A 26,484-nucleotide genomic window follows, 5' to 3' on the forward strand; every position below is an offset into this window, starting at 1 on the left:
TTGCCGCCCTCGTGGCAGGCGGCGGAGTCAGGTCGACGTCACCCCGTGATCAGGGACCTGCCGCCCGATCCTGAGCAGCGGGCGCTGGCGCTCTCGGCGCTGGAAGCGTGTCTGGCTTTCCAGGTGAACTCGGCCGCTCGTTACGGTGAGGAGCCGACCTGGGGGCTGCCTGAGGCGTTCTTGAACGACGACTGGTTCCTGTTGCAGGTGAGGATCAAGCGGCGGCTGCCGACCCTTGCTGACGTGACGCGTACGAACGTGCGTGACTGGCTGCAGGAGGGCGACGTGGCGGAGATTCTCGAAGCCACGTGGACCGAGCCCTCGGGTGAGCTCATCGAGGCGGTCGGGCAGATGTGGGCGACTTTCATCGTCAATGGTCTGACCGTGGATCTGCTCCGTTGGTTCGGGTGGGTCGCACGGGATCATTTGGATGTCGTAGAGCGGGCCAAGGCGCTCGACCTCCTCAAGGCGGCCACGCGGCGCCTGCCGTGGCGTCACACGATCCACACCATTCCGGCGATTCTGAATCTCGGCGGGTCGGCTGAGCGTGGCTATTTCGACCAGTTGGCGAATGATCCGGACCTGCACGAGAAGACGCGTGCGGAGGCGGCAAGCAAGCGGTGGCTCATCGACAGCGAGCGCGCGCGAGCATAGTGTGTCACTGCTTCTGATACCCCAGACAGCGATTCCAGCCGATGAAGTCGCGACCTACGGCCAGTTCATCCCGAAACTACTCAGCTGTCATCCGTCTGCCGAGGATGGAACCCCCCAGCGAAAGCTTCGTCGCGGATGGTTGAGCTAGACAGGTTCCCTATGGAGTTGGTTTAGTGACCGGTCCCTGGGTTGCCCCCGAAATGCTGGCCGCCGTGCCAGTCCCGTGGCGGCTGGCGGATCCCGTTGAGCGGGGCAAGGCGACCCGTGAGCTGTCGCTCGACCCGCACGGGCGGGTCGATGCCCTGACGGCGTTGCAGACCTGCCTCGCGTACCTGGTGGACGTCCGGGACCGTTACGGCGACGAGGCCGATTGGGGACTTCCCAAGGCGTTCTTCGACGACTACTGGTTCATTCTGTACACCCGACTGAAGCAGTCGATGCCGACTCTCGCCGACGTCACGCCCGAGAACGTGCGCGCCTGGGCTGACGCGTACCTGGACTCCGAGGACGTCTTCGGCGTCACGTGGACGACGCCACCGGACGAGGTCATCGACAGCATCGGTCGATCATGGGCCTTCTTCATCCTCCAGGGAGCGACAGAAAGCCTGATCCGCTGGTTCCGCGGCGTGGGGCCTGACCAGCTGGACGATTCGGAACGAGCCCGGGTGGTCAACCTCCTCAAGGAAGCCACACCTCGTCTGCAGTGGCGTCTGACGATCGTCACCATTCCGGCAATTCTTGATCTCGATGGCTCGGAGGAAAAGGGCTACTTCGATCGTCTGGCGAACGATCCGGGCCTCCACGAGAAGACCCGCGCCGAGGCGGAGAGTGTGAGCGCGTTCATCGACCGCCAACACGAGCCGATCTAGTTGCTTCGGGGGAGAGGCGTGAGTGTTTCGAGCTATCTGGTGTGTCCGTCGCGCCAGTTGATGATCGGGCTTGGTAAGCGTCTGCGAGAGCAGAGTGGAACAATCATCGGATTCTCCATCGGCAACCACCTGACCTCCGAAGACCCGCAGCTCACGCAGGCGCTCTGGAGGTTCCTCGCCGACACCGCCGGTTCCGAACTGGTCGTCAAGTTCAGCGACGACGAGGACTTCGAGGAGATCGCGGGCTATCGCGAGGTCGGCGGGGATGAGTACGGCGACATCACGATCGAGGACTACGTACGCGGAGGAGCCTAGAGTCGGCACCGCCCCGCGGAGCAGACCGGATTGGCGGGCAAGGCACCCATGCCCAGGAGATTCTCCAGTCCATCGACTGAACCGACGTGTGGGACGCGATATGTCGGCGGGGCGTCGGCGATACTGTCGAGGTGGAGTACGTGTCCAGGGTGCCGCGACCGCCGCTGGACGCACTGATCGACGACCTCTATTACCTGGAGGGCTCGTCGCCGTACGCCCGGCTGATGTTGCCGCCGATGCCGGCGGCACTCCTCATCGTCAACCTCGGGGCACCGTTTCGTATTCGTGCCGGCTCCGACATCGAGACGGCCGAGTACGCCGACGGCTGTGTCGTCACCACTCCCACCCGCGTCGTGGAGTTCGCGTACCCACTTCGGACCCGGTCCGTCGGCGTGCACGTCAAGCCGTGGGGACTGGCGCCGTTCCTGCCGATGCCCGCGGTCGAGCTGTGTGACCGGCCGGTGACGTTGGAACAGGTGTGGGGCCGGCCCGCCATTGCCGAGCTGCGCGACCGGCTGGCTACGGCGGACGGACCGCACCAGATGCTGACGCTGCTCGAGGAGGAGCTCATGCGAAGGCTGCGCGAGACCAGCGGCCTGGGGTTGGTGCGCCATACGAGCAGCGTCATCGCCGCGACCAGAGGGGCAGTGGCCATCGACGACCTGCGGGTCTCGGCCGGCGTCAGCAGCACGCACCTGGTTCAGCGGTTCAAGGATCACGTCGGCGTTACCCCGAAGCGGCTGGCCCGCACCTACCGCTTCGCCGCCACCGTGCTCACGATCGACCCCGCCGGACCGGTTGACTGGGCCGAGCTCGCCAGCGGCGCCGGCTACTTCGACCAGGCCCATTTCGGCCACGAGTTCCGGGCGTTCACCGGGCTCACACCGACCCGGTATCTCGAGGTCCGGCGGCGCTTCCTGCGGGAGCATCCCGGCCACGTGCTGGACGGTTGGCCGCTGCCGGTCGATTGATTTTCTACAAGAGTGGCAGCTCACGACCCGCTACCTTGAGGCATCTCGGAGCAGAGGAGAGCACGTGGGCAAGGTGGTCATGTACGGCTCGGTGTCGGTGGACGGCTTCGTCGCGGACGACAGCGACCAGCCCGGACCGCTCTTCGACTGGCTGTCGAACGGTGACGTCCCGCTGGACGAGAGCGGCATGGTGAAGGTCTCGCAGACGTCCTACGACTACACCCGGCCGTACTGGGACCAGATCGGGGTGACGGTCGTGGGCCGCCACGTCTTCGACCTGACGGACGGCTGGGACGGGAAGCCGCCGAGCGGGATCGACCATGTGATCGTCGTGACGCACCGGCCGCCGCCCGAGAGCTGGGACCCCGCGACGCCGTTCCACTTCGTCGGCGGCGTCGAGGCGGCCGTGGCCCGGGCGCAGGAGCTTGCGGGTGATCGCGTGGTCGAGGTCGCCGCTGGCGACGTCGCTGGCCAGGTGCTTGCCGCGGGCCTGATCGACGAGGTACGCATGGACGTCGTACCCGTGGTGCTCGGCTCCGGGAAGCGTTACTTCGGGTCGGTCGACGCGCAGCACCTGCTGGAGGATCCGGACGTGGCGATTCAGGGCAACCGGGTGCTCCACCTGCGCTACCGGGTGCGCCGCTGACCGGTGTTGTCAGGCGATCGGCGAGTCAGTCGCCAGACCCGCCGTTCAGGCCGTAGCGACGCAGCACCGCGCCGAGCGTCTCGTACGGGGCACCCGGACCACCGTCCAGTCGGTACCACCACGCGCGTCGGGCGCCCCGCCCGAGCGGGCGACCCACCACCACCTCCGGCTCGGACTCGACCGGGTTCTCGTGGTGGCCGACGAGGATGCCCCACGGCAGCGCCGGCATGCTCGGTCGGCTCGACCGCAGCCCGCCGGACCGGCCCGGATGCACGGTCACGATCATGCTGCGGGCGGTACCCGCCAGCTTCTCGGCGAGACCTTCGAGCGTCGCCGCGTCGACGACCGACAGGGGCGGGCCGGCCAACCGGAGTTGTTCGCGGACGCCGACGTCGACCCGCTCGACCGTCAGGACCCCGAGCGTCGCCGACTCGTCGACGCCGCCCACGACGGTCAGGCTGGTGGGTGCCGGCGCGCGTGTTCGACAGATTGCGGTGAGTTCGTGGCGTGACCACGGTTCGGTGACCGGTTCCGCGACGCCCCAACCGGTCGGCTCGGCACCGGTGAGGGCGCGGACGGCGGCCTCGGTGCTGGCGCCCAGCCGCAGGGCCTCGGTGGCGGGGTGCAGGGTGACGATCTGGATCTCCAGGCCGCCCGTCCACGGTGTGTTCGTGGGCAGTGTTCCGGTGGTCTGCGCGGCGTCGGATCTGGCGAAGCGGTGACCGTCCCAGCGCAGCGGCAACCCGGTGAGGCCGTCCCGGTACTCCTCGCCCGCCCGCACCACCCACTGGCCCTGCGCCTGGGCCAACATCGTCTCGAACGGGTACGTGATGGCGCCGTCCACCGGCGTGACGACCTGGAGCAGCAGACCGTCGCGTACCGCGTCGACGGCCGCCTGCGCGAGCCACGGTGCCAGGCCCACCACCGCCCGGTCCTGGTGCAGGACGACGGCCCGGTCGGTGATCGTGTCGGTCGCGCCGTTCATCGGCCCTCCCATGTCAGCCCTCCGGTGATCTCGACCAGCGCGGCGGTGAAGCGGCGGGCGACGTCCGCGGCCTCCGGGTCCGCGCCCGGCGCCCGGCCCTCCACCCACCACGCCGGCTCGGGTACGTCGTCGGCGGGGGCGAGGCCCAGGAGCCGCCGCGCCTCCCCGGGTACGCGCACGAGGCGCGCGGCCTCGACGCTCAGCAGGAGCCGCCCGTCGACGGGGTCGAACAGTTGCACCAGCCCGACCGCCTCCACGGTGTCCATCTTCAGCTCGGAGCCGGCCGCGAGCAGGGCCCCGAGCATCGCGGCCGCATCGGGCTCGGCGCGGCACAGCGCCACCGTGTCGAACGTCATCAGTGCTCCTTCGTCTCACCGGTGAACGCGGTCTGCACCATGCGGGGACCGTCGCCGGGGCGGATCAGTTGCGCGCGGCCGGTCGGCAGGACCATGGGCCGCACACCCGAGAACAGCTGGCCCTCCGTCCGGTCGCCCGACATGAGCAGGCTGAGGCAGCCGGCCTCCCGTACGGCCAGCGGGAACGGCTCGAACAGGCCGCGTGAGGCACCGGCCACCCGGCGGGCCATCACGACGTGCAGCCCGGTGTCGCGGCCGGCCGCCACGTGCGGCACCAGCGCGCCGAGCGGCTGTGTGGCCGACGCGGCCAGGATGTCGTAGTCGTCGATGAGCAGCACGATCCGGGTACGCGCCGCCTCCGGCGACTGCCGCTTCGCCAGCTCGTCGGAGACCGCCCTGGAGAGTTGCTGGGCGAGCGCCGGGTTCGGGGCGTACCCGCCGCAGTAGGGGTCGGGCACCACGTCGGCGAGGGCACGGCGCGGGTCGAACACGGCGAAGACGAGTTCCTCGGAGTCGTACTGCCCCATCAGCTCCTCGGCGACCAGCCGCAGCAGGTTCGTCTTGCCCGTCCGGGGGTCCCCGAGCACGAGGAGGTGCTGGTCGCGGCCGAAGAGGTCGAGGGCGGCGGTGGAGAAGTCGTGCTCGTAGCGGCCGAAGGGAACCACCCCGTGACCGGAGGGAGCGCCGGCCAGGTCGGCCACGGGGAGCACGGCGGGCAGGACCCGCACCGGCGGCGGCAGCGCGCCCGTCCAGGCCGCCCGTACCGATCGGGCGGCCGCGACCAGACCGGCGACCGCCGGGTCGGCGACCCCGTCCAGTCGGGGAAGCGCCACCTGGGCGAACAACTTCTCGCTGGTCAGTGCCCGACCAGGCTGGTCCGGCGGTACGGCTCGGGCCTGCCGGCCGTCGATGCTGGATTCGGCGGGCTCGGTGAGCCGCAGCTCGACGCGGTTGGCGAAGGCGACCTGCTGGGCGGCGCGGACCTCGTTCCAGCGCCGGGCCGTGCCGACCACGTGGATGCCGTAGCGACCGCCCCGGGCGAGCAGGCCGTGCACCTTGGCTTCGAGACCTTCGAACTCCGCGCTGAGCTGCCCGTACCCGTCGATCAGCAACACCACGTCGACGCAGCCGACCTCGGCGCGCACGGCTTCGTCGGCGTTCCGCAGGTCCTCGACCGTGTCGAACTGGTGCCGGGTGAAGATGCGCTGCCGGCGGGTGAGCATCGCGTGCACCTCGTCGACGACACGGCGGACCCGCTCGCGGTCCTCACGGCCGGCGACGCCGCCGACGTGGGGCAGCTCGGCGAGCCCCGACAGGCCGTTTCCCAGCAGGTCGATGCCGTAGATCCCGACGTCCGTGGGACGGTGGGTGGTGGCCAGGCCGAGGGCGAGGGTCCGCAGCGCCGTCGTCTTGCCGCTGCCGGGTCCGCCCAGGATGAGCAGGTTGCCGCCGCTCCCCGCGAGGTTCAGCACCCAGGGGCCCTGCCACTGGCGGGCCGGGTCGTCGAGTCGGCCCAGCGGAACCGGCAACCCACCGCCGGGCAGCGGGCTCAGCCCCAGGCGTACGCCATCCGGTGTGGTGTTCACCCCGTCGGCCATCTCGTCGAGGGTGAGCAGGGACGGCAGGGGCGGCAGCCAGATCGCCGGGACGCGCTGCCCGCTCGCGGCCATCTGCCGTACCACAGTGGACAGCAGGGTCGGTCCGGTGGTGCGCCGGGTGGCCGTCGGCTCGTCCGGCACGCCCTCGTCGACGTCGGTGTGGGCGGTTCCGAACATCGGCATCGGTTTCGCCAGCGGTCCGACGATCGGGGCGAGTTCGGCGTCCGCGCCGTCGTCGAGTGGGCCGGACACGTAGGCGGCCTTGAACCGCTGGTAGATCGACACGTCGACCTTCAGGTACCCGTTCCCGGGCAGCGGCGGCAGGTGGAACGCGTCGACCGTGTCGAGGACGGTGCGCGACTCGATCTCGGTGAGCGTACGCAGGCCGATCCGGTAGGCGAGATAGTTCTCCAGACCGCGCATCTTGCCCTGCTCGACGCGCTGGCTGGACAGCAGCAGGTGCACGCCGATGGACCGCCCGATCCGACCGATGCGCAGGAACAGGTCGATGAACTCCGCCTTGGCGGCGAGCAGTTCACCGAACTCGTCGATGAGCACGAGGAGGTGGGGCAGTGGGGGCAGGTCTCTGCGCTCACCCTGGGCGCGGAGCATCTGGTACTCGGTGATGTCGGTGACCTTGCCGGCATCGGCGAGCACCTGTTGGCGGCGCTGCACCTCGCCGTCGAGGCTCGTGTACATCCGCTCCACCAGTGCCGCGTCGGCCGCCAGGTTGGTGATCAGCCCGGCCAGGTGCGGTAGGTCGCCGAACGGCGCGAAGGTGGCCCCGCCCTTGTAGTCCACGAGGACCATCGCCATCCGCTCCGGCGGATGACTCGCCGCCAGGGCGAGCACGAGGGTACGGAGCAGTTCGCTCTTGCCCGAGCCGGTCGCCCCGACGCACAGCCCGTGCGGCCCCATGCCGAGCTGGGCGGGCTCCTTCAGGTCGAGCAGCACCGGACGCCCGGCGGGATCGACCCCGATCGGGACGCGGAGGAAGTCCCGTTCGCCGCGCGGTCGCCAGAGGCTGGTCAGGTCGAGGTCGGTGAGGTCGGACAGGCCCAACAGCTCCTGGAAGTCCGCCGGTGGGGTGCCGGTGCCGTCGTCGTAGGAGTCGGCGGACAGTCGCAGCGGTGCGATGCTGCGGGCGAGTCCCTCCACGAGCGGGCCCGGCGCCGCGTCGAGGGTGCCTCGTACGGTCATGGCGGGGGACGCGGTGAGGTCCTCCAGGGTGACCGAGTCGCCGTCGATGGTGATCCGGCGGGAGACGTCGCCGGGCTCGTGCAGCCGGTCGGCGAGCAGGTGGACCACGGTGACGCCGAGGCTGGCCAGTCCGACCGTCGGGTCGGGGCTGGCCAGCACGCGAGCCAGCTCACCGTGTGCGTCGTCGATGACCAGCAGGCGCGGCCGGGCCTTCGCCTCGGCTCGCCCGCCACCGTGGCGGAATGCTTTGAGCGCGCTGGTGGCCCGCTCCTCCAGGTCGTCGCGGAGCAGTTCCACGAGCGTCTGCGCCGTGGTGACCAGCAGCGGGGTCGGGCCGGCCGGGCCGATCGAGGTCCGGTCGAGCAGGTGGGGCAGCCATCGGGCCCACCGCCAGTCCCGGGCCCGCTCCGGGGTGGTGATGATCGCGAGCGTCACGTCGTCCGGTGCGTGGAAGGTGGCGACCTGCACGAGGATCGCCCTGGCGACGGCCACCGCCTCCGCGTGGTTCGGCGCTATCACGCTGACGTCCCCGGCGCAGTCGAGGTTCGCCCGCAGGGGCAGCCCTGGTGTCAGCGCGAAGCGGCGGATCAGGGAACGCGCCTCGTGACGCATGAACGGATCGAGCGGGTTGGTGGGCGTGCTCTGCTCGCGCAGCTCGATGGGTCGCACCGGCAGCGCGCCCACACCCAGTCGTACGTGCAGGAAGTCGATGTCGGCGCGTCGGCGCTCCCACAGCCGGGCGGGGCTGCGGATCACGTCGAGCAGCCGGTTCACCGGCGGGTCGAGGAGGCTGGCCTCCGCACGCATCCGCTGCTCGGTCTCGCGCAGCTGGTCCCGCAGTTCCTCCAGATAGTCCTGGTAGCGCTCGCGCTGCGCGCGGCGCTGTCGGCCGGCCTTGCCCAGTTGGGTGAGGTACATCGCTCCGGCGGCGCCCAGCGCCGCCACCATCACCACCGCGCCGAGGGCCGCGAATCCGGAGCCGCGCAGGAACATCATCATGCTCATGGCCACGCCCGCGCCGGCCATCGGCAACAGCGCCTGAAGCCCCATCGCGGAGCGGCCGTCGGGCAGTTGCGGTGGCGGGTCCAGCACGAGCGGATCCATCGTGGACATCGGGCGGGCCATCCGGGCCGGGCGGTGCACCATGCGCGTCGACATGCGGTCCTCCGGTCAGATCTGCCGGGCGCGGGTCAGGGCCAACGCGGCGGCGCGGGTCACCTCCACGAGCGTCGCCTCGCCGATCCGCGACGGCGTGATGAGCGCGCCGGCGGCCAGGTGGCGGTCGTAGGGCAGCGCCACCACCGGTACGCCGGTCTGCCCGATCAACTCCCGTGCCGCGCGCTGGTCCAGCGTCGACCGGCCGTGCGGGCTGCCCGCGCTCAGCACGACGACGACCCGGTCCAGCCACGCCCCGTACCCGTCGTCGACGATCCGACGGAGGGCCTGGTAGGTGCCCCGTACCCCGTCGGGTGTGGCCGCCGCGACGAGCACCACGGCGTGCGCGTCGGCCATCACCCCCGCCGGGGTACGGGCCTCCAGGCCGGGTGGGCAGTCGGTGACGGTGACGGCGAAGAGGCGCGACAGCGCGCGGGTGACCGCGGTGCACAGGTTCGCGTTCGTGGTGCCCCCGGCAGCACCCAGAGGCCCGTCCCGGTGCGGGGTAGGAGTGGTGCCAGCTCGCGTAGGTCGCCGCCTCGTGCCGCGAGTAGGCCGGGTGCCAGCTGGTGCAGCGACGGCTCACTCGGCACGCCGAGCCGCCAGGTCAGCGAGCCCTCGTACGGGTCGGCGTCCGCGGCGAGGACCGGATCGGCACGACGGGCCGCGAACACCGACGCCAGCAGCGCGGCGACCGTGGACTTCCCGGCGCCACCCTGCACGGAGGCCACCGCGATGCGCCGGCCGGTGTGTACGGGCGACTGCACCTCGGCCGCCAGGTCGGCGAGTTCCCGGTTCTGTCGGCCGCTGGCGAACATCTGGCTGGCGCTGCGCCAGGTACGCCGTAGCGCGGAGTCGCCGGAGGGGGGACGGCGTGCGATCGGCGGGTTGGTCGGCTCCGCCACCGGGGGATCGGCCGGCGGTGCGGTTCGCGGCACCGGTGGAGCGCTCATGCCACCCCCTCCCTTAGAACGTGTCGAGTAGTCGTGAGTAGAGCCCGAACACCCCTACGGCGACGGGCACCAGCGCCATCACGGTCAGGGCCTCGACGCGGTCGGCGAGCTGCCGGCCCCGCGCCAGGACGTGTGGCGGCGGCCGGTACGAAAGGATCGCCAGGGACACCGCGCAGACCCCGAGGGCCGCCACGGCGGCGGCCCACCACGTGTCGGGTCGCTGGCGTATCCAGCTCAGCAGCAGGCCACCCACGACGGTCAGCGTGCCGGTCACCAGCGCCACCACTTCGGCCGCCAGCGGAAAGGCGCGCATCCGCAGCAGCAGGGCGGCGGCCACGAGGACTGCCAGCGTCAGTGGCCACGGACCCGGCGTGGCCGCGAGGACGAGCCCGGCGAGTGCCGCCGAAGTCGCCGCCGCGATCGCCGCGACGGCCAGTCCCCGATGCGCGGAGTCGACGGCGGCCTGTACGGATACACGGCTCACCGGCTCGTCGTTGCTGCGTCGGTCGTCGAGACGGGTGAGGCCCGACGCGATCAGCGCGAACCGGGGCAGCAGCCCCAGCACGCCCACCGACGCGATCGCCATCACCGCCGCGGTCCGCTCGTCGGACACGCCGAACAGCAGCGGGGTGCCCCAGCCCGCGACCAGGAGGAGTGTTGTCCCGCCGCCGAGGAGGCCGGCGCGGCCGTTGCCCGTCGCCGCACCCACGGCCAGGACGGCGCAGCCGATCACCACGGCCCACAGCGCCAGCTGTCCGGCGCCGGTGTCGGTCCAACCGGGCACGGTGGTCGTCACGATCGCGGCGCCGCTCAGCAGCACCGCCACCCCGACGGCCCGTCTGCCCGCCAGTCCGAGGAGGAGGCCGGCCAGGGCGACCGCGCCACCGACGACGCTGACCAGGGCGGGACCGAGTCGTGGGCCGGAGAACAGGGCGGCCGTGGTGGCGGCCACCAGACAGGCGGTGGTGGCGGTCCACGTCCGAGGGACGTCACCCCAGCGGCCGCGTCGACGCGTGAGATCGTCGCCCACCTCGTCGGAGACGTCGTGGACGATCGCCGCGGGTGGTGCCTCCGAGATGGGATCGACCCGGAGCAGGGCACCGTCGGGTACGGCGGCCTGCCGCAGACTGCCGGCGGGATCGAGCACCGTACCGTCGAGGGTGCTGATCTGGTAGCCCCGCGAATCGTCCGTCGGTGGGTGGCCCACGAGGGCGACGACCTCGGGCAGCAGCAGGCCGAGCGGTTCGTCGGCGGGCAATACGAGGTCGATGCGGCGGTGTGGCCCAGCCAGGGTCACCCGACTGAGGTGACCGGCGGACGCGAGGGCCTGCGGACCGGTCATCGCTGGCCTGTCGGCTGAACCGCTGCCGGGTTGCGTGCCCGCTGTTGCTCGGCGACGACGTTCTGCAGGAAGGACCAGCCCACACACACGGCGCAGGCCACCGCCGCGAGCACGAGACCGGCCCGCAGCCAACGGAAGCCGTCACCCGTGGCGCGGACGCGGCGCTGCCTGCCCCACAGCAGCAGCTCCCGCATGCGGGCACGGCGAACCGCGACCGACTCGATGAGCTGGGTGTCGAATTCCCGCGCCACGGCTCGATTCTATCCACGGCCGCTAATTCGATTGGGGACGGCGATCACGCGCTGCCGATGGGCCCACTACGCCAACGCGTCGACGTTGATCAGCCCTAGGAAGGGCTGGTGGCTCCGAGTGCGGCGGCCACCCGGGCCGCCTCGCGCCGGCCCTGCTCCCGCCCGGCGGCCACGAGCGCGGGTACGACGGATCGGTCCGTCACGCTCGTACCCTGCGCGTTCTTGGAGGCCGTGTCGCGCAGCAGCAGTTCGACCGGGCGGCTCTCGTCCAGGGCGGCTCGCTGCTTCTCGATCCGGGCCCACGGCCCGATGGCGGCGGTGCTGGGCGCGAGGGCGATCACCGGGCCGTTCCCGGGTGCGAGGTCCAGGTTGAGGCTGGACCGCATGCCGCCGTCCATGTACCGGCGACCGTCGATGGCGACCGGAGCGGCGGACTGCGGCATGGCGCAGCTCGCGGCGACCGCGTCCACGAGGGGTACGCCGTCGTGCCGCGTGAAGAGGCGCAGGACGCCGGACTCGACGTCGACGGCGGTGACGCGCAGGTCGGCGTCCTTCCAGTCGTGGTCGGGGAGGCGGGCCTCCGCGATCCGGCGCTGCCGCGACGGGTCGTCGATGGGTGCCGCGAGCGCGAGCCTGCCGAGGCGGCGGGCGGCCTGTTCGGGGCTGCGGGCGAACAGCTGTGCCCGGGCCAGCCGCAGCAGAGTGAGCAGGCCCAGCGCGGGGCCGGTCTCGTGGGGTACGCCCTGACGCTGGCGCTCGTACAGCTCGGGCAGGGGTGTTCCGCTGGCGATCTGGGCGCCCACCACGGCGCCGGCGCTCGTGCCGAGAAGCACCGCCTCCGGGGCCACGGTGATTCCCTCGTCGGCGAGGCCGGCGAGGATGCCCACCTCCCAGGCGATGCCGGCGACTCCACCGCCACCGAGCACCCAGACCGGCCGCGTGTCGTCCGTCATCGCTTGCCCACCCTCCCGCTGAGTTACTGCTAACGCCGTTCGCAGTTTGACGCTAGCAGGCGTCGCGGAGGGCTGACAACGGCTGTGTGGCTCAGGGCATTCGTCGGCCGAAGATGATCCCGCCGAGCTTGCTCTCCGGCGAGGTGACCGTCATCTCCGCCTCGACCGCGAAGCCGTTGTCGCGGAGCCAGGACGTCATCCGGGCCGGCCGGCGACGGTGCACGTGGACCCGCATCGGGTGACCGCCGTACCCCTCGGTCTTGAGCGTCGTCTCGTCACCCACGTGGAAGCCGACCAGCAGCGGCCCGCCCGGACGTACCACCCGGTGGAAGTGCGCGAGGACCTGACCGAGCCGCTCGTCCGGGACGTGGATGAGCGAGTACCAGGCGATCAGGCCGGCCACCGAGCCGTCGGCCAGGTCGAGGTCGGTCATCGAGCCCACCTCGAACCGCAGGTCGGGATTGTCGCGGCGGGCCACCGCCAGCATGCCGGGGGACAGGTCGATGCCGAACACGTCGAGACCCAGCTCGTGCAGGTGGGCGGTGATGCGACCGGTGCCGCAGCCCACGTCCGCGACCGGACCGCCGCCCGTGGCGCGGACGAGTTCGGCGAACAGCGCCAGCGCGGCCCGCTCGTAGGGCGCGCTCGCCAGAAAGTCGCGGACGAGGTCGGCGTAGCTCACCGCCACGGTGTCGTACGAGGTGCGCGTATCGGTCAGCCAGTCGTCCGCGTCCATCCGGGAAGGTTAGACGTAGATCTTCTTGGCGTACTCCGGGCCGTAGTGCGTCTCCAGTTCCTCCAGACTCTCGACGGGCGCCTCGACCTCCTTGATCAGGCGGGCGCGGGACGGCAGGACGTCCGGCTGCCAGGTCTCCGGCTGCCACAGCGCGGACCGCAGGAACGCCTTCGCGCAGTGGTAGAAGATCTGCTCGATCTCCACGACCACGGCCAGGACCGGTCGGTGCCCCTTGACGACCATCTCGTCGAACCAGGGGGCGTCGCGCACCAGGCGGGCCCGCCCGTTGATGCGCAGCGTGTCGGTGCGGCCCGGGATCAGGAAGAGCAGCCCGACGTGCGGGTTGTCCAGGATGTTCTGGTAGCCGTCCGCCCGCTTGTTGCCCGGACGTTCCGGCAGCGCGATGGTCGTGTCGTCGAGCACCAGCGCGAAGCCGGCCGGGTCACCCTTCGGGGAGACGTCGCAGGTGCCGTCCGCGCCGGCCGTCGCCACCAGGCAGAACGGCGCGGCGGCGAGCCAGTCGCGGTCGCGCTCGTGCAGGCGGGGGCGGTCCTTGTTGGCGGCCCGGGGGTGCGGCGTCCCGAGCAGCTCGCGTAGTTCCTCGTGTGTGGTGATCTCCACCGTCACGTGATCCTCCCTGAGCCGTTGACCAGGGTGGCGGGCGCGCCACCGTCGCCAGCCTATGCCCGCGTGGCCATCGAGGTTTGCCCCCGACCGCCGGGGGTACGGCCTGACCCGACACGCCCGCCGCACGTACCGTCCGCAGGAGCGCCGACCAGTGGAGGCCGGGACATGGAGAGCCGACTCAAGGTGCTGGGTCACCCGGTCCACCCGATGCTTGTCATGTTCCCGGTGGCGTTGCTGGTCACCGCGGTGCTGTTCGACATCATCGACACGGTCGGCGGCCCCGACTTCCTCGGCGAGGTCGCGTACTGGAACATCACCGTCGGTCTGATCGGTGGTCTGCTGGCCGCGGCGGCCGGCTCGTTCGACCTGCTGGCGATCCCGACCGGCACCCGCGCGAAGCGGGTCGGCCTGCTGCACGCGGGCGCGAACGTCGCGGTGATCCTGCTCTTCGCCGCCGTCTGGGCGGTCCGGCTCAACGCGGATTCGCGGGCCGCCGGCGGCGCGCTGATCGCCATCGAGGTGGTCGCGGTGGCGATCCTCGGCATCAGCGCCTGGCTCGGTGGCGAGCTCGTCGACCGGCTCGGTGTGGGCGTCGACCGCGACGCCGACCTGGACGCGCCCAGCTCACTGCGACCCACCACCCAGCGGATCGGAGACGTGCGATGAGCGAACAGCAGTCCGGGGGGTTCGGCCGGGGGTGGCGCAGCCGGCAGCAGGGCTGGGACCCGATGGGCGAGTTGCAGTCGCTGCGCGCCGAGCTGAGCCGGCTGGTCGGCGGCCGGTCCGGGGCGTCCGACGTCGAGCTGACCGAGACCGCGGACGGCTGGCAGGTCGTCGTGCGGTTGCCCGGCGTCGCGCCGGAGGAGGTCGCCGTCGAGCTGGACGACCGCGAGTTGTGTGTGCGGGGCCGCTCCGAGGCGGAGGTCAACGCCGACCAGGGCATCCCGGGTGGCTTCGAGACGCGGGGTTTCGAGTACCGCGTCGACCTGCCCTCGCGGGTCGACCCGGAGGGCATCGACGCGGTGATGGACCACGGGCTGCTGCGGGTCCACCTGCCCCGGGCGGCGCGGCCCGCGCCGCGCACCATCACCGTCGGCCGCACCGGGCCGCGCTCCGGCGGCCTGTCCGGGGTACGCCGGTTCCGGCCGACCCCGCCGCGGACCGGGAGCTGCACCACCCGGACACCGCCGGCGAGATCGACCGGCCGTAGCGGGCCGCGTGGTCACCCCGTCCCTGCTCGGCCCGACGGCCGGGCGAGTCGACGACGTGCGGCGGATCGCGGTGCTGCGCGCCAACGCCCTCGGCGACTTCATCTTCGTCCTCCCGGCGCTGGAGGCGCTGCGTGCCGCGTACCCCTCGGCGGAGATCGTGTTGCTCGGAGCGCCGTGGCACGCGAAGCTCTGGCGCGACCGGCCCGGCCCGGTGGACCGGGTGCTGGTGGTGCCGCCGGGGCCGGGCATCCGCGAGCCGGTGGCCGACGAGTCGACCTCGACGGTGGACGACTTCGTGGCGGCGGCCCGGGACGAGAGCTTCGACCTGGCGGTGCAGCTCCACGGTGGCGGCGCGAACTCCAACCCGTTGATCAGTCGGCTCGGCGCCCGGGTGACCGTCGGGCTGCGCGCCGAGGACGCGCCGCCGCTGGACCGGTGGCTCCGCTACGTGTACTACCAGCACGAGGTGATCCGCTACCTGGAGACGGTGGCGCTGGTGGGCGCTCCGGCCACCACGATCGTGCCGACGCTGGCGGTCACCGACGCCGACCGGGCGGAGGCGGAGCGGGTGCTCGGTCCGCCGGAGCGACCCCGGGTGGCGTTGCATCCCGGTGCCAGCGACACGCGACGGCGCTGGCCGGCCGAGCGGTTCGCCGAGGTGGCGGACGCGCTGCACGACGACGGCTACGAGGTGCTGGTGACCGGTACGCCAGCGGAGCGGGACGTCGTGGACCGCGTGGTCGCGGCGGCCGTGGCCCCGGTCCGGCCGCAGGTGGGCACGCTCAGCCTCGGCGGGCTGGCCGGCTGCTACGCCGGTTGCGCGCTGGTCGTCTCGAACGACACCGGTCCGCTGCACCTGGCCGCCGCGGTGGGTACGTCCACGGTGGGCATCTTCTGGGTCGGCAACCTGATCAACACGGCGAACCCGCTGCGCGGCCGGCACCGACCGATCGCTTCCTGGATGGTGCACTGCCCGGTCTGCGGGGTGGACTGCACGCCCGGCATCTATCCGCACCGGCCGGGCGACGGCGAGTGCCCGCACCGCGACTCGTTCGTCACCGACGTGCCGGTGGCCGAGGTGCGCGAGGCGGCCCGCGAACTGCTCAACCCGTAGCGGCGCCCTCGTCGGCGAGGACGACCTCCCACGCCTCCACGTCCCGTTCGGTGACCGTGGTGGGGGTCTCCAGGTGGTAGGCGCCGCTGGGCAGGATGCCCGCCCCGCCGTGCCGGGCCAGCACCGCGAGCTGGGCGGCCACGTCCTCGCCCTGGTGTCTCTCCTGCACCCGACGCCAGAAGTCGAACCCGCCCGAGTCGAGAAGCTTGGCCCGGTCGTAGAGCACACAGCCGCCGATCCAGGACACCTTGTACGCCCGCCACGCGCCCGGCGGCAGTCCCACCCCGGCGGTGACGTGCAGCAGGTTGGCGGCCGAGTGGATCCGGGCGCGGTCCCATTCGACGCTGCCCGGTCGGATCCGCTCCGGCGCGGGCGGTCCCGCCCACTCCTCATAGTGCCCGTGCGTGTCCGGACGGACGTCGTCGACGTACGACAGACCGTGCACCCCGTTGCCCACGAACCCGCAGCCCAGCTCCTCGATCGCGGTGACCAGCCGGCGCAGCGCCCCCGGCTCCAGCCAGACGTCGTCGTCGAGGTTGAGCACGTACCGGGCCGCCGACGCGTCGAGCAGGTACGCGCGGTGCTCGGCCAGGCCCCGACGCGGCAGCCGGCGGGTCAGCAGCACCGGGTGGCCGGCATGCCGCAGCGCCCGGACCATGGTGGCGGCGGCCGGGTGGGCGTACGCCGGGTCCCCGTCGGACTGGTCGCTGACCACCACGCCGAAGCCGGGCACCCCCTCCTGCGCGGCGAGCCCGGCCAGGGTGACGGCCAGTTCGGTGGGCCGGTTACGGGTCGGGATCAGCACGTCGACGAGCCGGTCGACGCGGAACTCCGCCGGCGTGCCGAGGGCGAGGGGCCGGTTCACGACGACTGGGTACGGGTGCTCAACGACGGATCGGAGGCGTACGACGACGGGTCCTGACCGTGCGACCGGATCCGTTCGATGATCGCCGAGGTGGACCGGTCCGCCACGTACCCGAGGGTTCGCACCTGACCGCCGAGCCGCCGCACCAGCGGCGCTTCCGGCACCAGCTCGGGCGGGTAGTCCCCGCCCTTGACGTAGACGTCCGGCCGGACCGCCTCGATCAGCGCGGCGGGCGAGTCCTCCTCGAAGACCACCACGTGGTCCACGCAGGACAGCGCGGCCAGCAGGGTGCCACGGTCCTCGACCGGGTTGACCGGCCGGTCCGGACCCTTGAGCCGGCGTACGCTGCCGTCCGAGTTGACCGCCACGATGAGCAGGTCGCCCAGGGCGCGGGCCTGTTCCAGGTAGCGCACGTGCCCGGGGTGCAGCACGTCGAAGCAGCCGTTGGTGAACACCACCGACCGTCCCGCCTCGCGGTGTTCGGCGACGATCGCGTCCAACTCGTCGGTGCCGACCACCGCTGGGTGCCCGCTTGCCTCCGGCGGCATGTCGAGCGCGGCGAGCAGGTCGTCGCGCAGGCACACGCAGGTGCCGGTGTCCGAGACCGTGATGGTGGCCGCGAGCTGGGCGAGTTGCGCGGCGGTGGGTAGCGGCGCGGCGGCGGCCAGGGCCAGGGTCATCGCCGCCAGGTAGGCGTCTCCCGCTCCCACGGCGTGGCTCGCCGGGACCGGGGTGCTGTGGCTGCGCCGCCGCTCGCCGTCCGCGCCGCCGACCACCGCGCCGTCGGTGTCCAGGGTCACCGCGACCACGTCCGCCCCCGTGTGGGCGTGCAACTCCGCCAGGCGCGACTCGGCCAGCACGGCCCGGTCGACACCCGCTCCGGCCTCGGTGTTCACGGTGACGCCCGTGCCGGTGACGCTGAGACCGTCGCCGGTGAGGGCCACCCGACTCTCGCCCGGCGTGGGTTCGCCGACCGGACCGGGACGGTCGTCGACACGGGCCCCGCCCGGGGCGGCCCCCACGCTCAACTCGGACGGTCCGTCGGCCGGGTCGATGTCGGGGTGTTCCAGGTGCAGGTCGGTGCCGGTCGTCGTACGGGTCGCGCCACCGGCCCGGGCCAGCAACCGGGTCGCCTCGGCGAAGCTCGGGGTGACTACGGTCGGCGCGAGCCCTCGCCAGTCGGCGAGGTCGTGGGCGTCCAGCGCGACCGTGGCGTACCGCTCGCGGTTCTCGACCAGCCACGCGCGGACCGGCGCGGGCAGTGCCCCCAGGCCGTAGTCGCAGACCACCAGGGTCGGCGCCTCGCCGCCGGCGGCGGCGCGCAGCTCCTCGGTCGCGCAGTCGAGCGCCGCGAGCAGCCGGGTCACGCCCTCCGGGTCGAGCGCGTCGTCGGGGTCACCCGAATCCTCCCGGAGCAGGATCTGGTTGCCGGCCAGCATCCGCCGCTTCACGGGGGTGGGTCGGCCGGGTTGGTTGACGGTACGGTCCCAGACGCCGGCCCGGTCCAGACAGTCGTGCAGTTCGTCCCCGGCGACGTCCGCGCCGACCGGCGCCACCAGCACGGCCCGACCGCCGAGGGTGGCGACGTTGACGGCGGTGTTCGCGGCCCCACCGGCGGCGGAGATCCGCCGACGCAGGGTCAGGACCGGGGCGGGCGCCTCCCGGCAGAGCCGGTCGGACTCGGCGAACCGCCACTCGTCCAGCATGGCGTCACCGACGATCAGGACCGGACGCCCGAGCCAGCTCTCCACGACGGTGGCGAGCCTGCGCTTTTCCGCTGCTGCTCCTGCCATGCCTCCCCGGGTCCCCAGCGGCCCCCGGGCCAAACCTGGGCCGATGTGACGCCCCTCGTGGGGTGTTTCGGGCGGTAGGGCGCGGGAAGGGAACTGAGGAACCCCGGAGAGGAGATGTACCGAGATGGCAGCGACATTGCAGGGTAAGAGGATCGCCTTCCTGGCCGCCGACGGTGTCGAGGAGGTCGAGTACGTCCAGCCGCGCGAGGCGGTCGAGAACGCCGGCGCGACCGTGGAGCTGGTCTCGCTCAAGCCCGGTTCCATCCAGTCCTTCAACCACCTCGACCAGTCCAAGACGTACGACGTCGACGTCACCGCGGACAAGGCGGACGCCGCCGGGTACGACGCGCTCGTGCTGCCCGGAGGGGTGGCGAACCCGGACTTCCTGCGGTCGGATCCGGACGCGGTGCGGTTCGTGAAGGCGTTCTTCGAGGCCGGTAAGCCGGTCGGGGTGATCTGCCACGGCCCGTGGACGCTGATCGAGGCGGACGTGGTGCGCGGCCGGAAGATCACCTCGTGGCCCAGCCTGCGCACCGACCTGACCAACGCCGGCGCAACCTGGGTGGACGAGGAGTGCGTAACCGACGGCAACCTGGTGAGCAGCAGAAACCCCGACGACCTCCCCGCCTTCTGCACCCAGATCATCAAATCCTTCGCCGCCTCCTGACCCGACCTTTTCCCCGGTGATCAAGAGGTTTGCGTCATCCCGACCGGCGTGTCGTGACGCAAACCTCTTGATCACCGCGACACAGGTCGGCGGTTGCGCGCATGTTCTGGGGTGGGCGGGAAAGAGGGGCGTATGACTGCCGACGCCTCCGCTGCCCCGGTGTTGAACCGCCAGCAGATCCGGCTTCTCATGCTGGGTCTGATGACCGGCATGCTGCTGGCCGCCCTCGACCAGACCATTGTCGGTACGGCCCTGCCGACGATCGTCGGTGAGCTGGGCGGGATCAACCACTACTCGTGGGTGGTCACCGCGTACCTGCTCGCCTCGACCGCGTCGACGCCCCTGTACGGCAAGATGGCCGACCTGTACGGGCGTCGCCCGGTCTTCCTCTTCTCGATCGGCACGTTCCTGCTCGGGTCGCTGCTGGCCGGGTTGTCGCAGAACATGACCCAGCTGATCATCACGCGCGGCATCCAGGGGCTCGGCGCCGGTGGTCTGCTGACGCTGGCGTTCACGATCATCTCGGACGTGGTCTCACCTCGGGAGAGGGGCCGTTACCAGGGACTCTTCGGCGCGGTGTTCGGCATCGCGTCGGTGGCGGGACCGTTGGTCGGTGGGTACTTCGCCGAGACCGACTGGCGGTGGATCTTCTACATCAACGTGCCGCTGGCGATCCTGGCCATCGTGGTTTGCTACCACGTGATGCGGCTGATCCCGTTCGAGCGACGGGACCACGCGATCGACTGGCTCGGGGCCGGCCTGCTGGTGGCCGGGGTGAGCAGCCTGCTGCTCGCGCTGAGCTGGGGCGGCAACGAGTACCCGTGGGGTTCCGGGCTGATCATCGGCCTCTTCGTCGCCGGTGCGGTGCTGGCCGCGCTCTTCGTGCTCCAGGAGGCGCGGGTCGCCGAGCCGATCCTGCCCCTGCGGCTGTTCCGCAGCGCCACGTTCGCGCTGGCCAACTCGGCCGGCTTCGTGCTCGGTCTGGTGATGTTCGGGTCGATCATCTTCATCCCGCTGTACCTCCAGATCGTCAAGGGCGCCTCGCCGACCCGCAGCGGTCTGCTGATGCTGCCGATGATGGCGGGCATCATCGTCACCTCGATCGTCACCGGTCGGGCGATGAGCCGGATCGGCCGCTACAAGTGGTTCCCGGTGGCCGGGGCGGCGACCCTGCTGGTCGGCATGCTGCTGTTCACCCGTTTGCAGGTGGGTACGTCGCTCTGGGTGGCGTTCGGGTTCATGGTGGTGATCGGCGTCGGCCTCGGTCTGTGCATGCAGTCGCTCGTCCTCGCGGTGCAGAACGCGGTCTCCGTCCGCGACCTGGGCGCCGGTACCTCGTCGGCGACGTTCTTCCGGTCGCTGGGTGGTTCGTTCGGGGTGGCGATCCTCGGCACGGTGCTGTCGTCGCGGCTCAACTCGCAGCTTGCCGACCGGCTGCCCGGTGCGATCGCCCAGCTCCCACCGGAGCAGCGGGCCGCGGTGGCGGCGAGTGGCGGCACGAACATCTCGATCAACGACCCCGCGACGATCATGGCGCTGCCCGGTGCCGTACGGGCCGCCATCCAGGCGTCGTTCGTGGAGTCGCTGCACCTGGTCTTCCTGACCGCCGGGCTCGTCGCCATCGTGGCGGTGCTGGTGACCCTGGCGATGCCCAACAGTGAGTTGCGGGGTGCCGGCCCGGAGGGTGCCAAGGGCGGGGCCGACCCGCTCGGCGGCGAGGCGCCCGCACCGGGCGGTAAGCCGCTGACCCGCGAGTCCAAGGAAGAGGCCGCCGCCGACATGGAGGCCAAGTCCCAGACGATGATCTGACCACGCGGTCGCCCGGACCGCTCCGCGGCGGCCGGCAACTTCCGAATGAGCGTGATGCCTGTGAGTCATCTTGATGACTCACAGGCATCACGCTCATTGGCAGGCCCGTGCCCCGACGCATTCGTGTCGGAGCTACTTCTGGAACATCACCGAAGGGTCAGGCGGGGCGGCGGTAGGTGCCGTACCACCAGGTCGCCGCCAGTTCCCGCGCGGCCGCCGCGTCCGTCTCGGGGTCCGCGGTGGTCGTGCTGACGTGGTCGGCGAGGAAGCGGTCGCCGCCGATCACGATCAGCCGGCTGGCCGCGGACACGTCCAGGTCGGCGGGGGTACGTCCGGCCTGCTGCTCGGCCCGCAGGGCGTTCGCGGTGCGCGCGACGAACTGCTCCAGTCCGCCCGACCAGTACTCCCGCACCACCTCGTCGTAGGCGGCCACCTCGCTGACCGCCGCCAGCACCGGGGCATATGTCCGGTAGATTCGGATTACGTCGGTGAAGACCTCGGTCAGGCTCTTCAACGGATCATCGCTACCGGCCGGATCCCACTGGCCGGTCCGGTCGAAGGAAGTGTCCCGCATCGTGCCGGCGAGGCGCATGAGCAGCTCGGTCTTGTCCCGGAAGTGGATGTAGAAGGTCGACCGGGCCACCCCCGCCTCGGCGGCGATCCGCTGCACACCGAGGTCGGTGAAGCGGACCCCCTCCCTCAGGAGCCGCTCGGTGGCTGCCAGTACCCGTGCCTCGACGGCGGCCCGCCCATCGGGGTTGCGCGGGCGGCGGCGGGTGATCGACGGCATGCCGAAATCCTAGGTGGCCGAGGGTCGGCCCGGCGACGTACGCTCGCTGCCGGACACACTGTCCGACATAGTGACCACGGAGCGCCCTACCTCGGCCTCCGCACCCACCACGAGGAGCAACACAGGTGAAGTACCGACTGCTGGGCACCACCGGGGTGTACGTCTCGGAGATCTCGCTCGGCGCGATGACCTTCGGTGGAAGCGGGCACCCGCTGTGGGGGACCCTCGGCGCGCTGGCGCTGCCCGAGGCGCAGCGAATGGTCGACACGGCTCTGGACGCGGGCGTCAACTTCGTCGACACGGCCGACGGCTACAGCGACGGTGAGAGCGAGGAACTGCTCGGCCAGGCGCTCGGCAAGCGGCGCCGGGACGTCGTGCTGGCCACCAAGGTGCACTCGCGTACCGGGCCCGGTCCGAACGACGTCGGCACCTCCCGGCTGCACATCATGCAGAACCTGGAGGACAGCCTGCGTCGGCTGGGTACCGATCACATCGACCTGTACCAGATCCACAACTTCGACCAGGTCACTCCGATGGAGGAGATGCTGCGGGCGCTCGACGACGCGGTCCGGCGGGGCAAGGTCCGCTACATCGGCTGCGCCAACTTCGCCGCCTGGCAGATCTCGAAGGCGTTGGGCATCTCCGCGCGGGAGAAGCTGGCCGGCTTCGTCTCGGTGCAGGAGTACTACTCGCTGCTGGGTCGGGACGTGGAGCGGGACGTGGTGCCGATGGCGCTCGACGCGAATGTCGGTCTGACCGTGTGGAGCCCGCTCGCCGGTGGTTTCCTCTCCGGCAAGGTGGGCCGGGATGGTGCCGTCACCGACAGCGGCGCGCGCAGCGCCCAGCCCGGCTACACCAGTTTCACGCCGTTCGACCCCGAGCACGGCTTCGCGGTCGTCGACGTGCTCAAGGCCGTCGCCCAGCGGCACGACGTCAGCCCGGCCCGGGTGGCCATCGCCTGGCTGCTGTCCCGGCCGGCCGTCACCAGCGTGATCGTCGGTGCCCGCAAGCACGAGCAGTTGGTGGACAACATCGCCGCCACCGACCTCACGCTGAGCGAGCAGGATCTCGCCGAGCTGGACGAGGCCACCAAGCTGCCGGTCGCGTACCCGAACTGGATCCAGGAGGGGTTCTTCGCCGGGATGCGCCACCCGCAGTAGGACCTACTTGAGGATCAGCCGGTTCGTCTGCTCGAAGACGTCCAGGTCGGCCAGGGTCTCCAGGACCGAGGTGGAGAGTGGGGTCGGGAAGCGGTCGCGCGGGAAGAAGCCCGCGTCCGTGGTCTCGTCGGTGACCCGGGTCAGTTGCCCGTCCCACTCCTCCACCTTGAACGCCGTGGTGAAGACCTGGTAGGTGTGCCCGTACATGTTGGTGCTGGTCCGATCCGGGCCGGTGTAGAGCGCGAACGCGCAGACCCGTAGCGCCCGCAGCCCGGTCTCCTCGCGGACCTCGCGTACCGCGCAGTCGGCGATGGATTCGCCCAGCTCCATGGCCCCGGCGGGCATCGCCCACTGGCCGTTGTCGGAGCGTTGGATCAGCAGGATGCGCCCCGCGTTGTCGCTGACGACGGCGCGGGCGCCGACGAACATCAGCGTCCGGTCCCCGGCGAGCGCGCGTAACTGCCCCACGTACGAGTCGGCCCAGGAGATGCTCACCTGCGACAATTTACGGGGGTTCCCAACGTGTGACCGCCGACACTAGCTTGTTACCCATGCGTAGCACGATGATGGACGCCCCCCTGCAGGTCTCCCGGATCCTCGACCACGGCGCAGGGGTGCACGGCAGGGCCGAGGTGGTCACCTGGACGGGCGCCGAACCCCGTCGGATGACGTACGCCGAGGTGGGCCGCACGGCGGCCCGGCTGGCCCACGCGCTGCGCGACGAGTGCGGGGTGACCGGCGACGAGCGCGTCGCCACCTTCATGTGGAACAACAACGAGCATCTGGTGGCCTACTTCGCGGTGCCCAGCATGGGCGCGGTGCTGCACACGCTCAACATCCGGCTCTTTCCCGACCAGGTCGTCTACATCGCCAACCACGCGCAGGACCGGGTGGTGCTTGTCGACACCACGCTCATCCCGCTGCTGGCCCGGGTGATCGGCGAGTTGGCCACGGTGCGGCACGTGGTGGTGGTCGGCGGTGGCGATCCGGCCCCACTGGTGGCGGCGGCCGGCGACCGGATCACGGTGCACCACTGGGACGCGTTGCTCGCCGACCGTCCGGACGTGTACGACTGGCCGGAGGTGGACGAGCACGACGCCGCGGCGCTCTGCTACACGTCCGGCACGACCGGCAACCCGAAGGGCGTCGCCTACTCGCACCGGTCCATCTACCTGCACTCGTTGCAGGTCTGCATGCCGGAGGGCTTCGGTCTCGGGCCGACCGACCGGGAGTTGGCCATCGTCCCGATGTTCCACGCCATGTCGTGGGGTCTGCCGTACGCGGCGTTCCTCTCCGGCGCGTCGCTGATCATGCCGGACCGGTTCCTCCAGGCCGCGCCGATCGCCGAGATGATCGCTGCCGAGCGGCCCACCCTGGCCGGCGCGGTGCCGACCATCTGGACCGACCTGCTGGCCTACCTGGACGACCACGACGTGGACAGCTCGTCGCTCACCGAGGTGATCGTCGGTGGCTCGGCCTGCCCTCCGGCGCTCATGCACGCGTTCGACGAGCGGCACGGGATCGACGTCATCCACGCCTGGGGCATGACCGAGATGTCGCCGCTGGGGTCGGTCTCGCGTCCGCCCGCCGGGGTGTCCTCGGACGAGGCGTGGCGCTACCGCTACACGCAGGGTCGCGTGCCGGCTGGCGTGCAGGCGCGGATCGTCGGCCCGTCGGGCGATCCGCTGCCCGCCGACGGTTCGGCCGTGGGCGAGCTGGAGGTCCGTGGGCCGTGGGTGACCGCACGGTACGTCGGTGACGACGCCCCTGATCCGGAGAAGTTCCGCGACGGGTGGCTGCGGACCGGCGACGTCGGCACGCTCTCCCCGGACGGGTACATCACGCTCACCGACCGCGCGAAGGACGTGATCAAGTCCGGCGGCGAGTGGATCTCGTCGGTCGAGCTGGAGAACGCGCTGATGGCCCATCCCGCCGTGCTGGAGGCGTGCGTGGTGGGTGTCCCGGACGAGCGGTGGGACGAGCGGCCACTGGCGACCGTGGTCGTCCGTGCGGGGGCCTCGGTGACCGCCGAGGAGCTGCGGGACTTCCTGGCCGGCTCGGTTGCCCGCTGGCAGTTGCCCGAGCGGTGGGCGTTCATCGACACGGTGCCGAAGACCAGCGTGGGCAAGTTCGACAAGAAAGTCGTCCGTTCGCGGTACGCCGAAGGCGACCTGACTGTCCGGGAGCTGACAGCACCGTAACGTTTGACCGGGCACCGTCGCCTATGGGCAGAGGAGTACTCCTGACATTCCTCCCCAGAGGGCGGCCCCGGCGTTCGCACCGCGCCGGGGCCGCCCGCTCCACGCGGGTGACCCCGCACCGTCATTGTTGCGAAAATTGTTCGCCTCTGTCCCGGTGACGGAGAAATCCGGTGCCCGACGACAGATTTAGGCGTCGCTGGTGGTGATCAGCACCTTGCCGACCGCCGAGTCCTCGACCGCCTGGTGCGCCGCGGCCGTGTCGGCGAGCGGGTAGCGGTGCAGCGGCAGACCGGCGTCCGCGCCCACCCGGACGCCGCCCTGGTTGGCGGCCGCCGCCACGTCGACGACACCCTGCGCCTTGGCCGCCTTCGGCTCCGTGTAGACAAGCACGAACTGCCACCGGGCGTTCACCACGTACAGCGGGCGGATCGGGAGCGTCACCTCGGTGCCTCCGTTGTCGGCGTACACGCAGACCGCGCCGCCGTTGCGGATCAGTTGCGCGTCCATCGCCGCGTTCTGGGCGGGCGCGACCTCCACGATCGTGTGGACCCCGTCGGGGGCGATCTTGCCGACCTCCTCGACCACGTCCTGCTCGCGATAGTTGATCACGTACGAGGCGCCGGCCGACGCCGCGAGCTGCGCCTTCTCGGCACTGCTCACCGTGGCGATCACCGTGGCGTCGGCCCAGCGGGCGAGCTGGATCGCCGCGTTGCCCACCGCGCCCGCCCCGCCCTGCACCAGCACGGTGTGGTCGGCCAGCGCGCCGGCGCGCAGCGCGTCCGGCATGAACTCGCCGGCCGTCAGACAGCGGTGCGCGGTGAGGAACGGAATGCCCAGGCTCGCCCCCAGCTCGAACGACGCGTCGCCGAGCGGCACCGCCTGCCGTACCGGCACCAGCGTGTACTCCGCGCTGGTGCCCCACGGCCGCTGCCAGGCCGCCTCCCAGATCCAGACCCGCTCGCCGATCAACTCACGGTCGACGCCCTCGCCGACCGCCTCGACGACACCCGCGCCGTCCTGCCCCGGGATCTGCCACCCGTCCGGCGCGAACGCCCGGCGCGACTTCCAGTCCGTCGGGTTGACCCCCGAGACCGCCATCCGGACCAGCACCTCGCCCGGCCCCGGCTCGGGCACCGGCCGATCCACCAGCTCCAGCACCGACGGGTCGCCGGTGCGCTCGTACACGATGGCCTTCATCCGTGGTCTCCTCGCTGGCCGGCGCGGCACGCGTCTGCCGTGCCGCCTGCTGCGGTACCCCGCACC

26 protein-coding genes and 1 pseudogene are annotated in these 26,484 nt (G+C 71.5%); 12 read left to right on the forward strand and 15 right to left on the reverse strand.

The annotated features are described in order from the left end of the window. Positions 1-45: 45 nt before the first annotated feature. From ACQP0N_RS02335 to ACQP0N_RS02355, 5 genes are all read left to right on the forward strand, one after another. Positions 46-654 carry a hypothetical protein gene (locus ACQP0N_RS02335; protein ID WP_433117172.1) on the forward strand — a complete coding sequence of 203 codons (609 nt, stop codon included), beginning with the start codon at positions 46-48 and terminating at the stop codon, positions 652-654. 173 nt (positions 655-827) lie between these two features. Next, on the forward strand, positions 828-1,523 hold the full coding sequence (locus tag ACQP0N_RS02340) for a hypothetical protein (protein WP_433117174.1): 696 nt from the start codon (positions 828-830) through the stop codon (positions 1,521-1,523). Positions 1,524-1,541: 18 nt separating this feature from the next. Then, a complete protein-coding gene (locus ACQP0N_RS02345; RefSeq protein WP_433117176.1) occupies positions 1,542-1,838 on the forward strand; it encodes a hypothetical protein in 297 nt (98 codons plus the stop codon). A gap of 140 nt (positions 1,839-1,978) precedes the next feature. Next, the gene (locus ACQP0N_RS02350; protein WP_433117178.1) at positions 1,979-2,809 is read left to right on the forward strand and encodes a helix-turn-helix domain-containing protein; all 831 of its coding nucleotides are present in this window, start codon (positions 1,979-1,981) and stop codon (positions 2,807-2,809) included. A gap of 64 nt (positions 2,810-2,873) precedes the next feature. Continuing rightward, positions 2,874-3,455, forward strand: coding sequence for a dihydrofolate reductase family protein (locus tag ACQP0N_RS02355; protein WP_433117180.1), 582 nt, complete (start codon positions 2,874-2,876; stop codon positions 3,453-3,455). A gap of 25 nt (positions 3,456-3,480) precedes the next feature. Here ACQP0N_RS02355 and ACQP0N_RS02360 read toward each other — a convergent pair whose 3' ends face one another. The 10 genes from ACQP0N_RS02360 to ACQP0N_RS02405 all read right to left on the reverse strand — a co-directional run bounded on the left by ACQP0N_RS02360 (position 3,481) and on the right by ACQP0N_RS02405 (position 13,611). Continuing rightward, positions 3,481-4,440 (reverse strand): DUF6177 family protein, encoded by a 960-nt coding sequence (locus ACQP0N_RS02360; protein ID WP_433117182.1) that lies wholly within the window; start codon positions 4,438-4,440, stop codon positions 3,481-3,483. Further along, positions 4,437-4,796, reverse strand: coding sequence for a hypothetical protein (locus ACQP0N_RS02365; protein WP_433117184.1), 360 nt, complete (start codon positions 4,794-4,796; stop codon positions 4,437-4,439). Before ACQP0N_RS02365 ends, ACQP0N_RS02360 begins: the two co-directional genes overlap by 4 nt. Then, a complete protein-coding gene (eccCa, locus tag ACQP0N_RS02370; RefSeq protein ID WP_433117186.1) occupies positions 4,796-8,752 on the reverse strand; it encodes a type VII secretion protein EccCa in 3,957 nt (1,318 codons plus the stop codon). Before eccCa ends, ACQP0N_RS02365 begins: the two co-directional genes overlap by 1 nt. A 12-nt stretch (positions 8,753-8,764) precedes the next feature. Then, positions 8,765-9,106, reverse strand: coding sequence for a hypothetical protein (locus ACQP0N_RS02375; RefSeq protein ID WP_433117188.1), 342 nt, complete (start codon positions 9,104-9,106; stop codon positions 8,765-8,767). Beyond that, complete coding sequence (locus ACQP0N_RS02380; RefSeq protein WP_433117190.1) at positions 9,106-9,702, reverse strand: hypothetical protein; 597 nt, start codon at positions 9,700-9,702, stop codon at positions 9,106-9,108. Before ACQP0N_RS02380 ends, ACQP0N_RS02375 begins: the two co-directional genes overlap by 1 nt. A 13-nt stretch (positions 9,703-9,715) precedes the next feature. Continuing rightward, positions 9,716-11,044, reverse strand: coding sequence for a type VII secretion integral membrane protein EccD (gene eccD, locus ACQP0N_RS02385; protein WP_433117192.1), 1,329 nt, complete (start codon positions 11,042-11,044; stop codon positions 9,716-9,718). Next, the gene (locus ACQP0N_RS02390) at positions 11,041-11,295 is read right to left on the reverse strand and encodes a hypothetical protein (protein WP_355049238.1); all 255 of its coding nucleotides are present in this window, start codon (positions 11,293-11,295) and stop codon (positions 11,041-11,043) included. Before ACQP0N_RS02390 ends, eccD begins: the two co-directional genes overlap by 4 nt. A 95-nt stretch (positions 11,296-11,390) precedes the next feature. Continuing rightward, complete coding sequence (locus ACQP0N_RS02395) at positions 11,391-12,248, reverse strand: patatin-like phospholipase family protein (protein WP_433117194.1); 858 nt, start codon at positions 12,246-12,248, stop codon at positions 11,391-11,393. 91 nt (positions 12,249-12,339) lie between these two features. Then, the gene (locus tag ACQP0N_RS02400) at positions 12,340-12,984 is read right to left on the reverse strand and encodes a class I SAM-dependent methyltransferase (RefSeq protein WP_433117196.1); all 645 of its coding nucleotides are present in this window, start codon (positions 12,982-12,984) and stop codon (positions 12,340-12,342) included. Between the two features lie 9 nt (positions 12,985-12,993). Continuing rightward, on the reverse strand, positions 12,994-13,611 hold the full coding sequence (locus ACQP0N_RS02405; protein ID WP_433117198.1) for a pyridoxamine 5'-phosphate oxidase family protein: 618 nt from the start codon (positions 13,609-13,611) through the stop codon (positions 12,994-12,996). Between the two features lie 165 nt (positions 13,612-13,776). On the opposite strand from ACQP0N_RS02405, the gene ACQP0N_RS02410 reads away from it, so the two are divergent. The 3 genes and pseudogenes from ACQP0N_RS02410 (at position 13,777) to ACQP0N_RS02420 (ending at position 15,936) form a co-directional block, all read left to right on the forward strand. After that, complete coding sequence (locus tag ACQP0N_RS02410; protein WP_425731377.1) at positions 13,777-14,277, forward strand: DUF2231 domain-containing protein; 501 nt, start codon at positions 13,777-13,779, stop codon at positions 14,275-14,277. Continuing rightward, positions 14,274-14,821 (forward strand): annotated as a pseudogene (locus ACQP0N_RS02415) (Hsp20/alpha crystallin family protein). Before ACQP0N_RS02410 ends, ACQP0N_RS02415 begins: the two are co-directional and overlap by 4 nt. Positions 14,822-14,829: 8 nt before the next feature. Further along, complete coding sequence (locus ACQP0N_RS02420; RefSeq protein ID WP_433117200.1) at positions 14,830-15,936, forward strand: glycosyltransferase family 9 protein; 1,107 nt, start codon at positions 14,830-14,832, stop codon at positions 15,934-15,936. On the opposite strand, the gene ACQP0N_RS02425 is transcribed toward ACQP0N_RS02420, so the two are convergent. Together ACQP0N_RS02425 and rfaE2 are read right to left on the reverse strand one after the other, a co-directional pair. Further along, a complete protein-coding gene (locus ACQP0N_RS02425) occupies positions 15,926-16,801 on the reverse strand; it encodes a glycosyltransferase (protein ID WP_433117202.1) in 876 nt (291 codons plus the stop codon). The genes ACQP0N_RS02420 and ACQP0N_RS02425 overlap by 11 nt on opposite strands. Next, positions 16,798-18,594 carry a D-glycero-beta-D-manno-heptose 1-phosphate adenylyltransferase gene (gene rfaE2 / locus ACQP0N_RS02430; RefSeq protein ID WP_433117204.1) on the reverse strand — a complete coding sequence of 599 codons (1,797 nt, stop codon included), beginning with the start codon at positions 18,592-18,594 and terminating at the stop codon, positions 16,798-16,800. Before rfaE2 ends, ACQP0N_RS02425 begins: the two co-directional genes overlap by 4 nt. A gap of 124 nt (positions 18,595-18,718) precedes the next feature. Between rfaE2 and ACQP0N_RS02435 the strand changes: the two genes are divergently transcribed. Together ACQP0N_RS02435 and ACQP0N_RS02440 are read left to right on the forward strand one after the other, a co-directional pair. After that, on the forward strand, positions 18,719-19,261 hold the full coding sequence (locus tag ACQP0N_RS02435; protein WP_433117206.1) for a type 1 glutamine amidotransferase domain-containing protein: 543 nt from the start codon (positions 18,719-18,721) through the stop codon (positions 19,259-19,261). A 132-nt stretch (positions 19,262-19,393) separates the two neighbouring features. Then, on the forward strand, positions 19,394-21,070 hold the full coding sequence (locus tag ACQP0N_RS02440) for an MDR family MFS transporter (RefSeq protein WP_355049228.1): 1,677 nt from the start codon (positions 19,394-19,396) through the stop codon (positions 21,068-21,070). Between the two features lie 157 nt (positions 21,071-21,227). On the opposite strand, the gene ACQP0N_RS02445 is transcribed toward ACQP0N_RS02440, so the two are convergent. Next, positions 21,228-21,860, reverse strand: coding sequence for a TetR/AcrR family transcriptional regulator (locus ACQP0N_RS02445; protein WP_433117208.1), 633 nt, complete (start codon positions 21,858-21,860; stop codon positions 21,228-21,230). Positions 21,861-21,985: 125 nt separating this feature from the next. Between ACQP0N_RS02445 and ACQP0N_RS02450 the strand changes: the two genes are divergently transcribed. Next, positions 21,986-23,020, forward strand: coding sequence for an aldo/keto reductase (locus ACQP0N_RS02450; RefSeq protein WP_433117209.1), 1,035 nt, complete (start codon positions 21,986-21,988; stop codon positions 23,018-23,020). 3 nt (positions 23,021-23,023) lie between these two features. Here ACQP0N_RS02450 and ACQP0N_RS02455 read toward each other — a convergent pair whose 3' ends face one another. After that, complete coding sequence (locus ACQP0N_RS02455) at positions 23,024-23,515, reverse strand: NUDIX domain-containing protein (protein ID WP_433117211.1); 492 nt, start codon at positions 23,513-23,515, stop codon at positions 23,024-23,026. A gap of 71 nt (positions 23,516-23,586) precedes the next feature. Here ACQP0N_RS02455 and ACQP0N_RS02460 point away from each other — a divergent pair, with 71 nt between their 5' ends. Continuing rightward, positions 23,587-25,221, forward strand: a complete 1,635-nt coding sequence (locus ACQP0N_RS02460; protein WP_433121374.1) for a fatty acid--CoA ligase — start codon at positions 23,587-23,589, stop codon at positions 25,219-25,221. A 186-nt stretch (positions 25,222-25,407) separates the two neighbouring features. Here ACQP0N_RS02460 and ACQP0N_RS02465 read toward each other — a convergent pair whose 3' ends face one another. After that, the gene (locus tag ACQP0N_RS02465; protein ID WP_433117213.1) at positions 25,408-26,418 is read right to left on the reverse strand and encodes an NADPH:quinone reductase; all 1,011 of its coding nucleotides are present in this window, start codon (positions 26,416-26,418) and stop codon (positions 25,408-25,410) included. Positions 26,419-26,484 lie beyond the last annotated feature (66 nt).

Origin of the sequence: Micromonospora sp. CA-246542, from assembly GCF_050942905.1 — a bacterium.
Lineage (GTDB): Bacteria > Actinomycetota > Actinomycetes > Mycobacteriales > Micromonosporaceae > Micromonospora.

Excerpts from the sequence above, each read along its gene's own strand:
- ACQP0N_RS02395 (WP_433117194.1), bottom strand. The coding sequence starts at position 12,248 with ATGACGGACGACACGCGGCCGGTCTGGGTGCTCGGTGGCGGTGGAGTC.
- eccD (WP_433117192.1), bottom strand. The coding sequence starts at position 11,044 with ATGACCGGTCCGCAGGCCCTCGCGTCCGCCGGTCACCTCAGTCGGGTG.
- ACQP0N_RS02410 (WP_425731377.1), top strand. The coding sequence starts at position 13,777 with ATGGAGAGCCGACTCAAGGTGCTGGGTCACCCGGTCCACCCGATGCTT.
- eccCa (WP_433117186.1), bottom strand. The coding sequence starts at position 8,752 with ATGTCGACGCGCATGGTGCACCGCCCGGCCCGGATGGCCCGCCCGATG.
- ACQP0N_RS02380 (WP_433117190.1), bottom strand. The coding sequence starts at position 9,702 with ATGAGCGCTCCACCGGTGCCGCGAACCGCACCGCCGGCCGATCCCCCG.
- ACQP0N_RS02400 (WP_433117196.1), bottom strand. The coding sequence starts at position 12,984 with ATGGACGCGGACGACTGGCTGACCGATACGCGCACCTCGTACGACACC.
- ACQP0N_RS02360 (WP_433117182.1), bottom strand. The coding sequence starts at position 4,440 with ATGAACGGCGCGACCGACACGATCACCGACCGGGCCGTCGTCCTGCAC.
- ACQP0N_RS02460 (WP_433121374.1), top strand. The coding sequence starts at position 23,587 with ATGGACGCCCCCCTGCAGGTCTCCCGGATCCTCGACCACGGCGCAGGG.
- ACQP0N_RS02375 (WP_433117188.1), bottom strand. The coding sequence starts at position 9,106 with ATGGCCGACGCGCACGCCGTGGTGCTCGTCGCGGCGGCCACACCCGAC.
- ACQP0N_RS02465 (WP_433117213.1), bottom strand. The coding sequence starts at position 26,418 with ATGAAGGCCATCGTGTACGAGCGCACCGGCGACCCGTCGGTGCTGGAG.
- rfaE2 (WP_433117204.1), bottom strand. The coding sequence starts at position 18,594 with ATGGCAGGAGCAGCAGCGGAAAAGCGCAGGCTCGCCACCGTCGTGGAG.
- ACQP0N_RS02365 (WP_433117184.1), bottom strand. The coding sequence starts at position 4,796 with ATGACGTTCGACACGGTGGCGCTGTGCCGCGCCGAGCCCGATGCGGCC.
- ACQP0N_RS02440 (WP_355049228.1), top strand. The coding sequence starts at position 19,394 with ATGACTGCCGACGCCTCCGCTGCCCCGGTGTTGAACCGCCAGCAGATC.
- ACQP0N_RS02445 (WP_433117208.1), bottom strand. The coding sequence starts at position 21,860 with ATGCCGTCGATCACCCGCCGCCGCCCGCGCAACCCCGATGGGCGGGCC.
- ACQP0N_RS02435 (WP_433117206.1), top strand. The coding sequence starts at position 18,719 with ATGGCAGCGACATTGCAGGGTAAGAGGATCGCCTTCCTGGCCGCCGAC.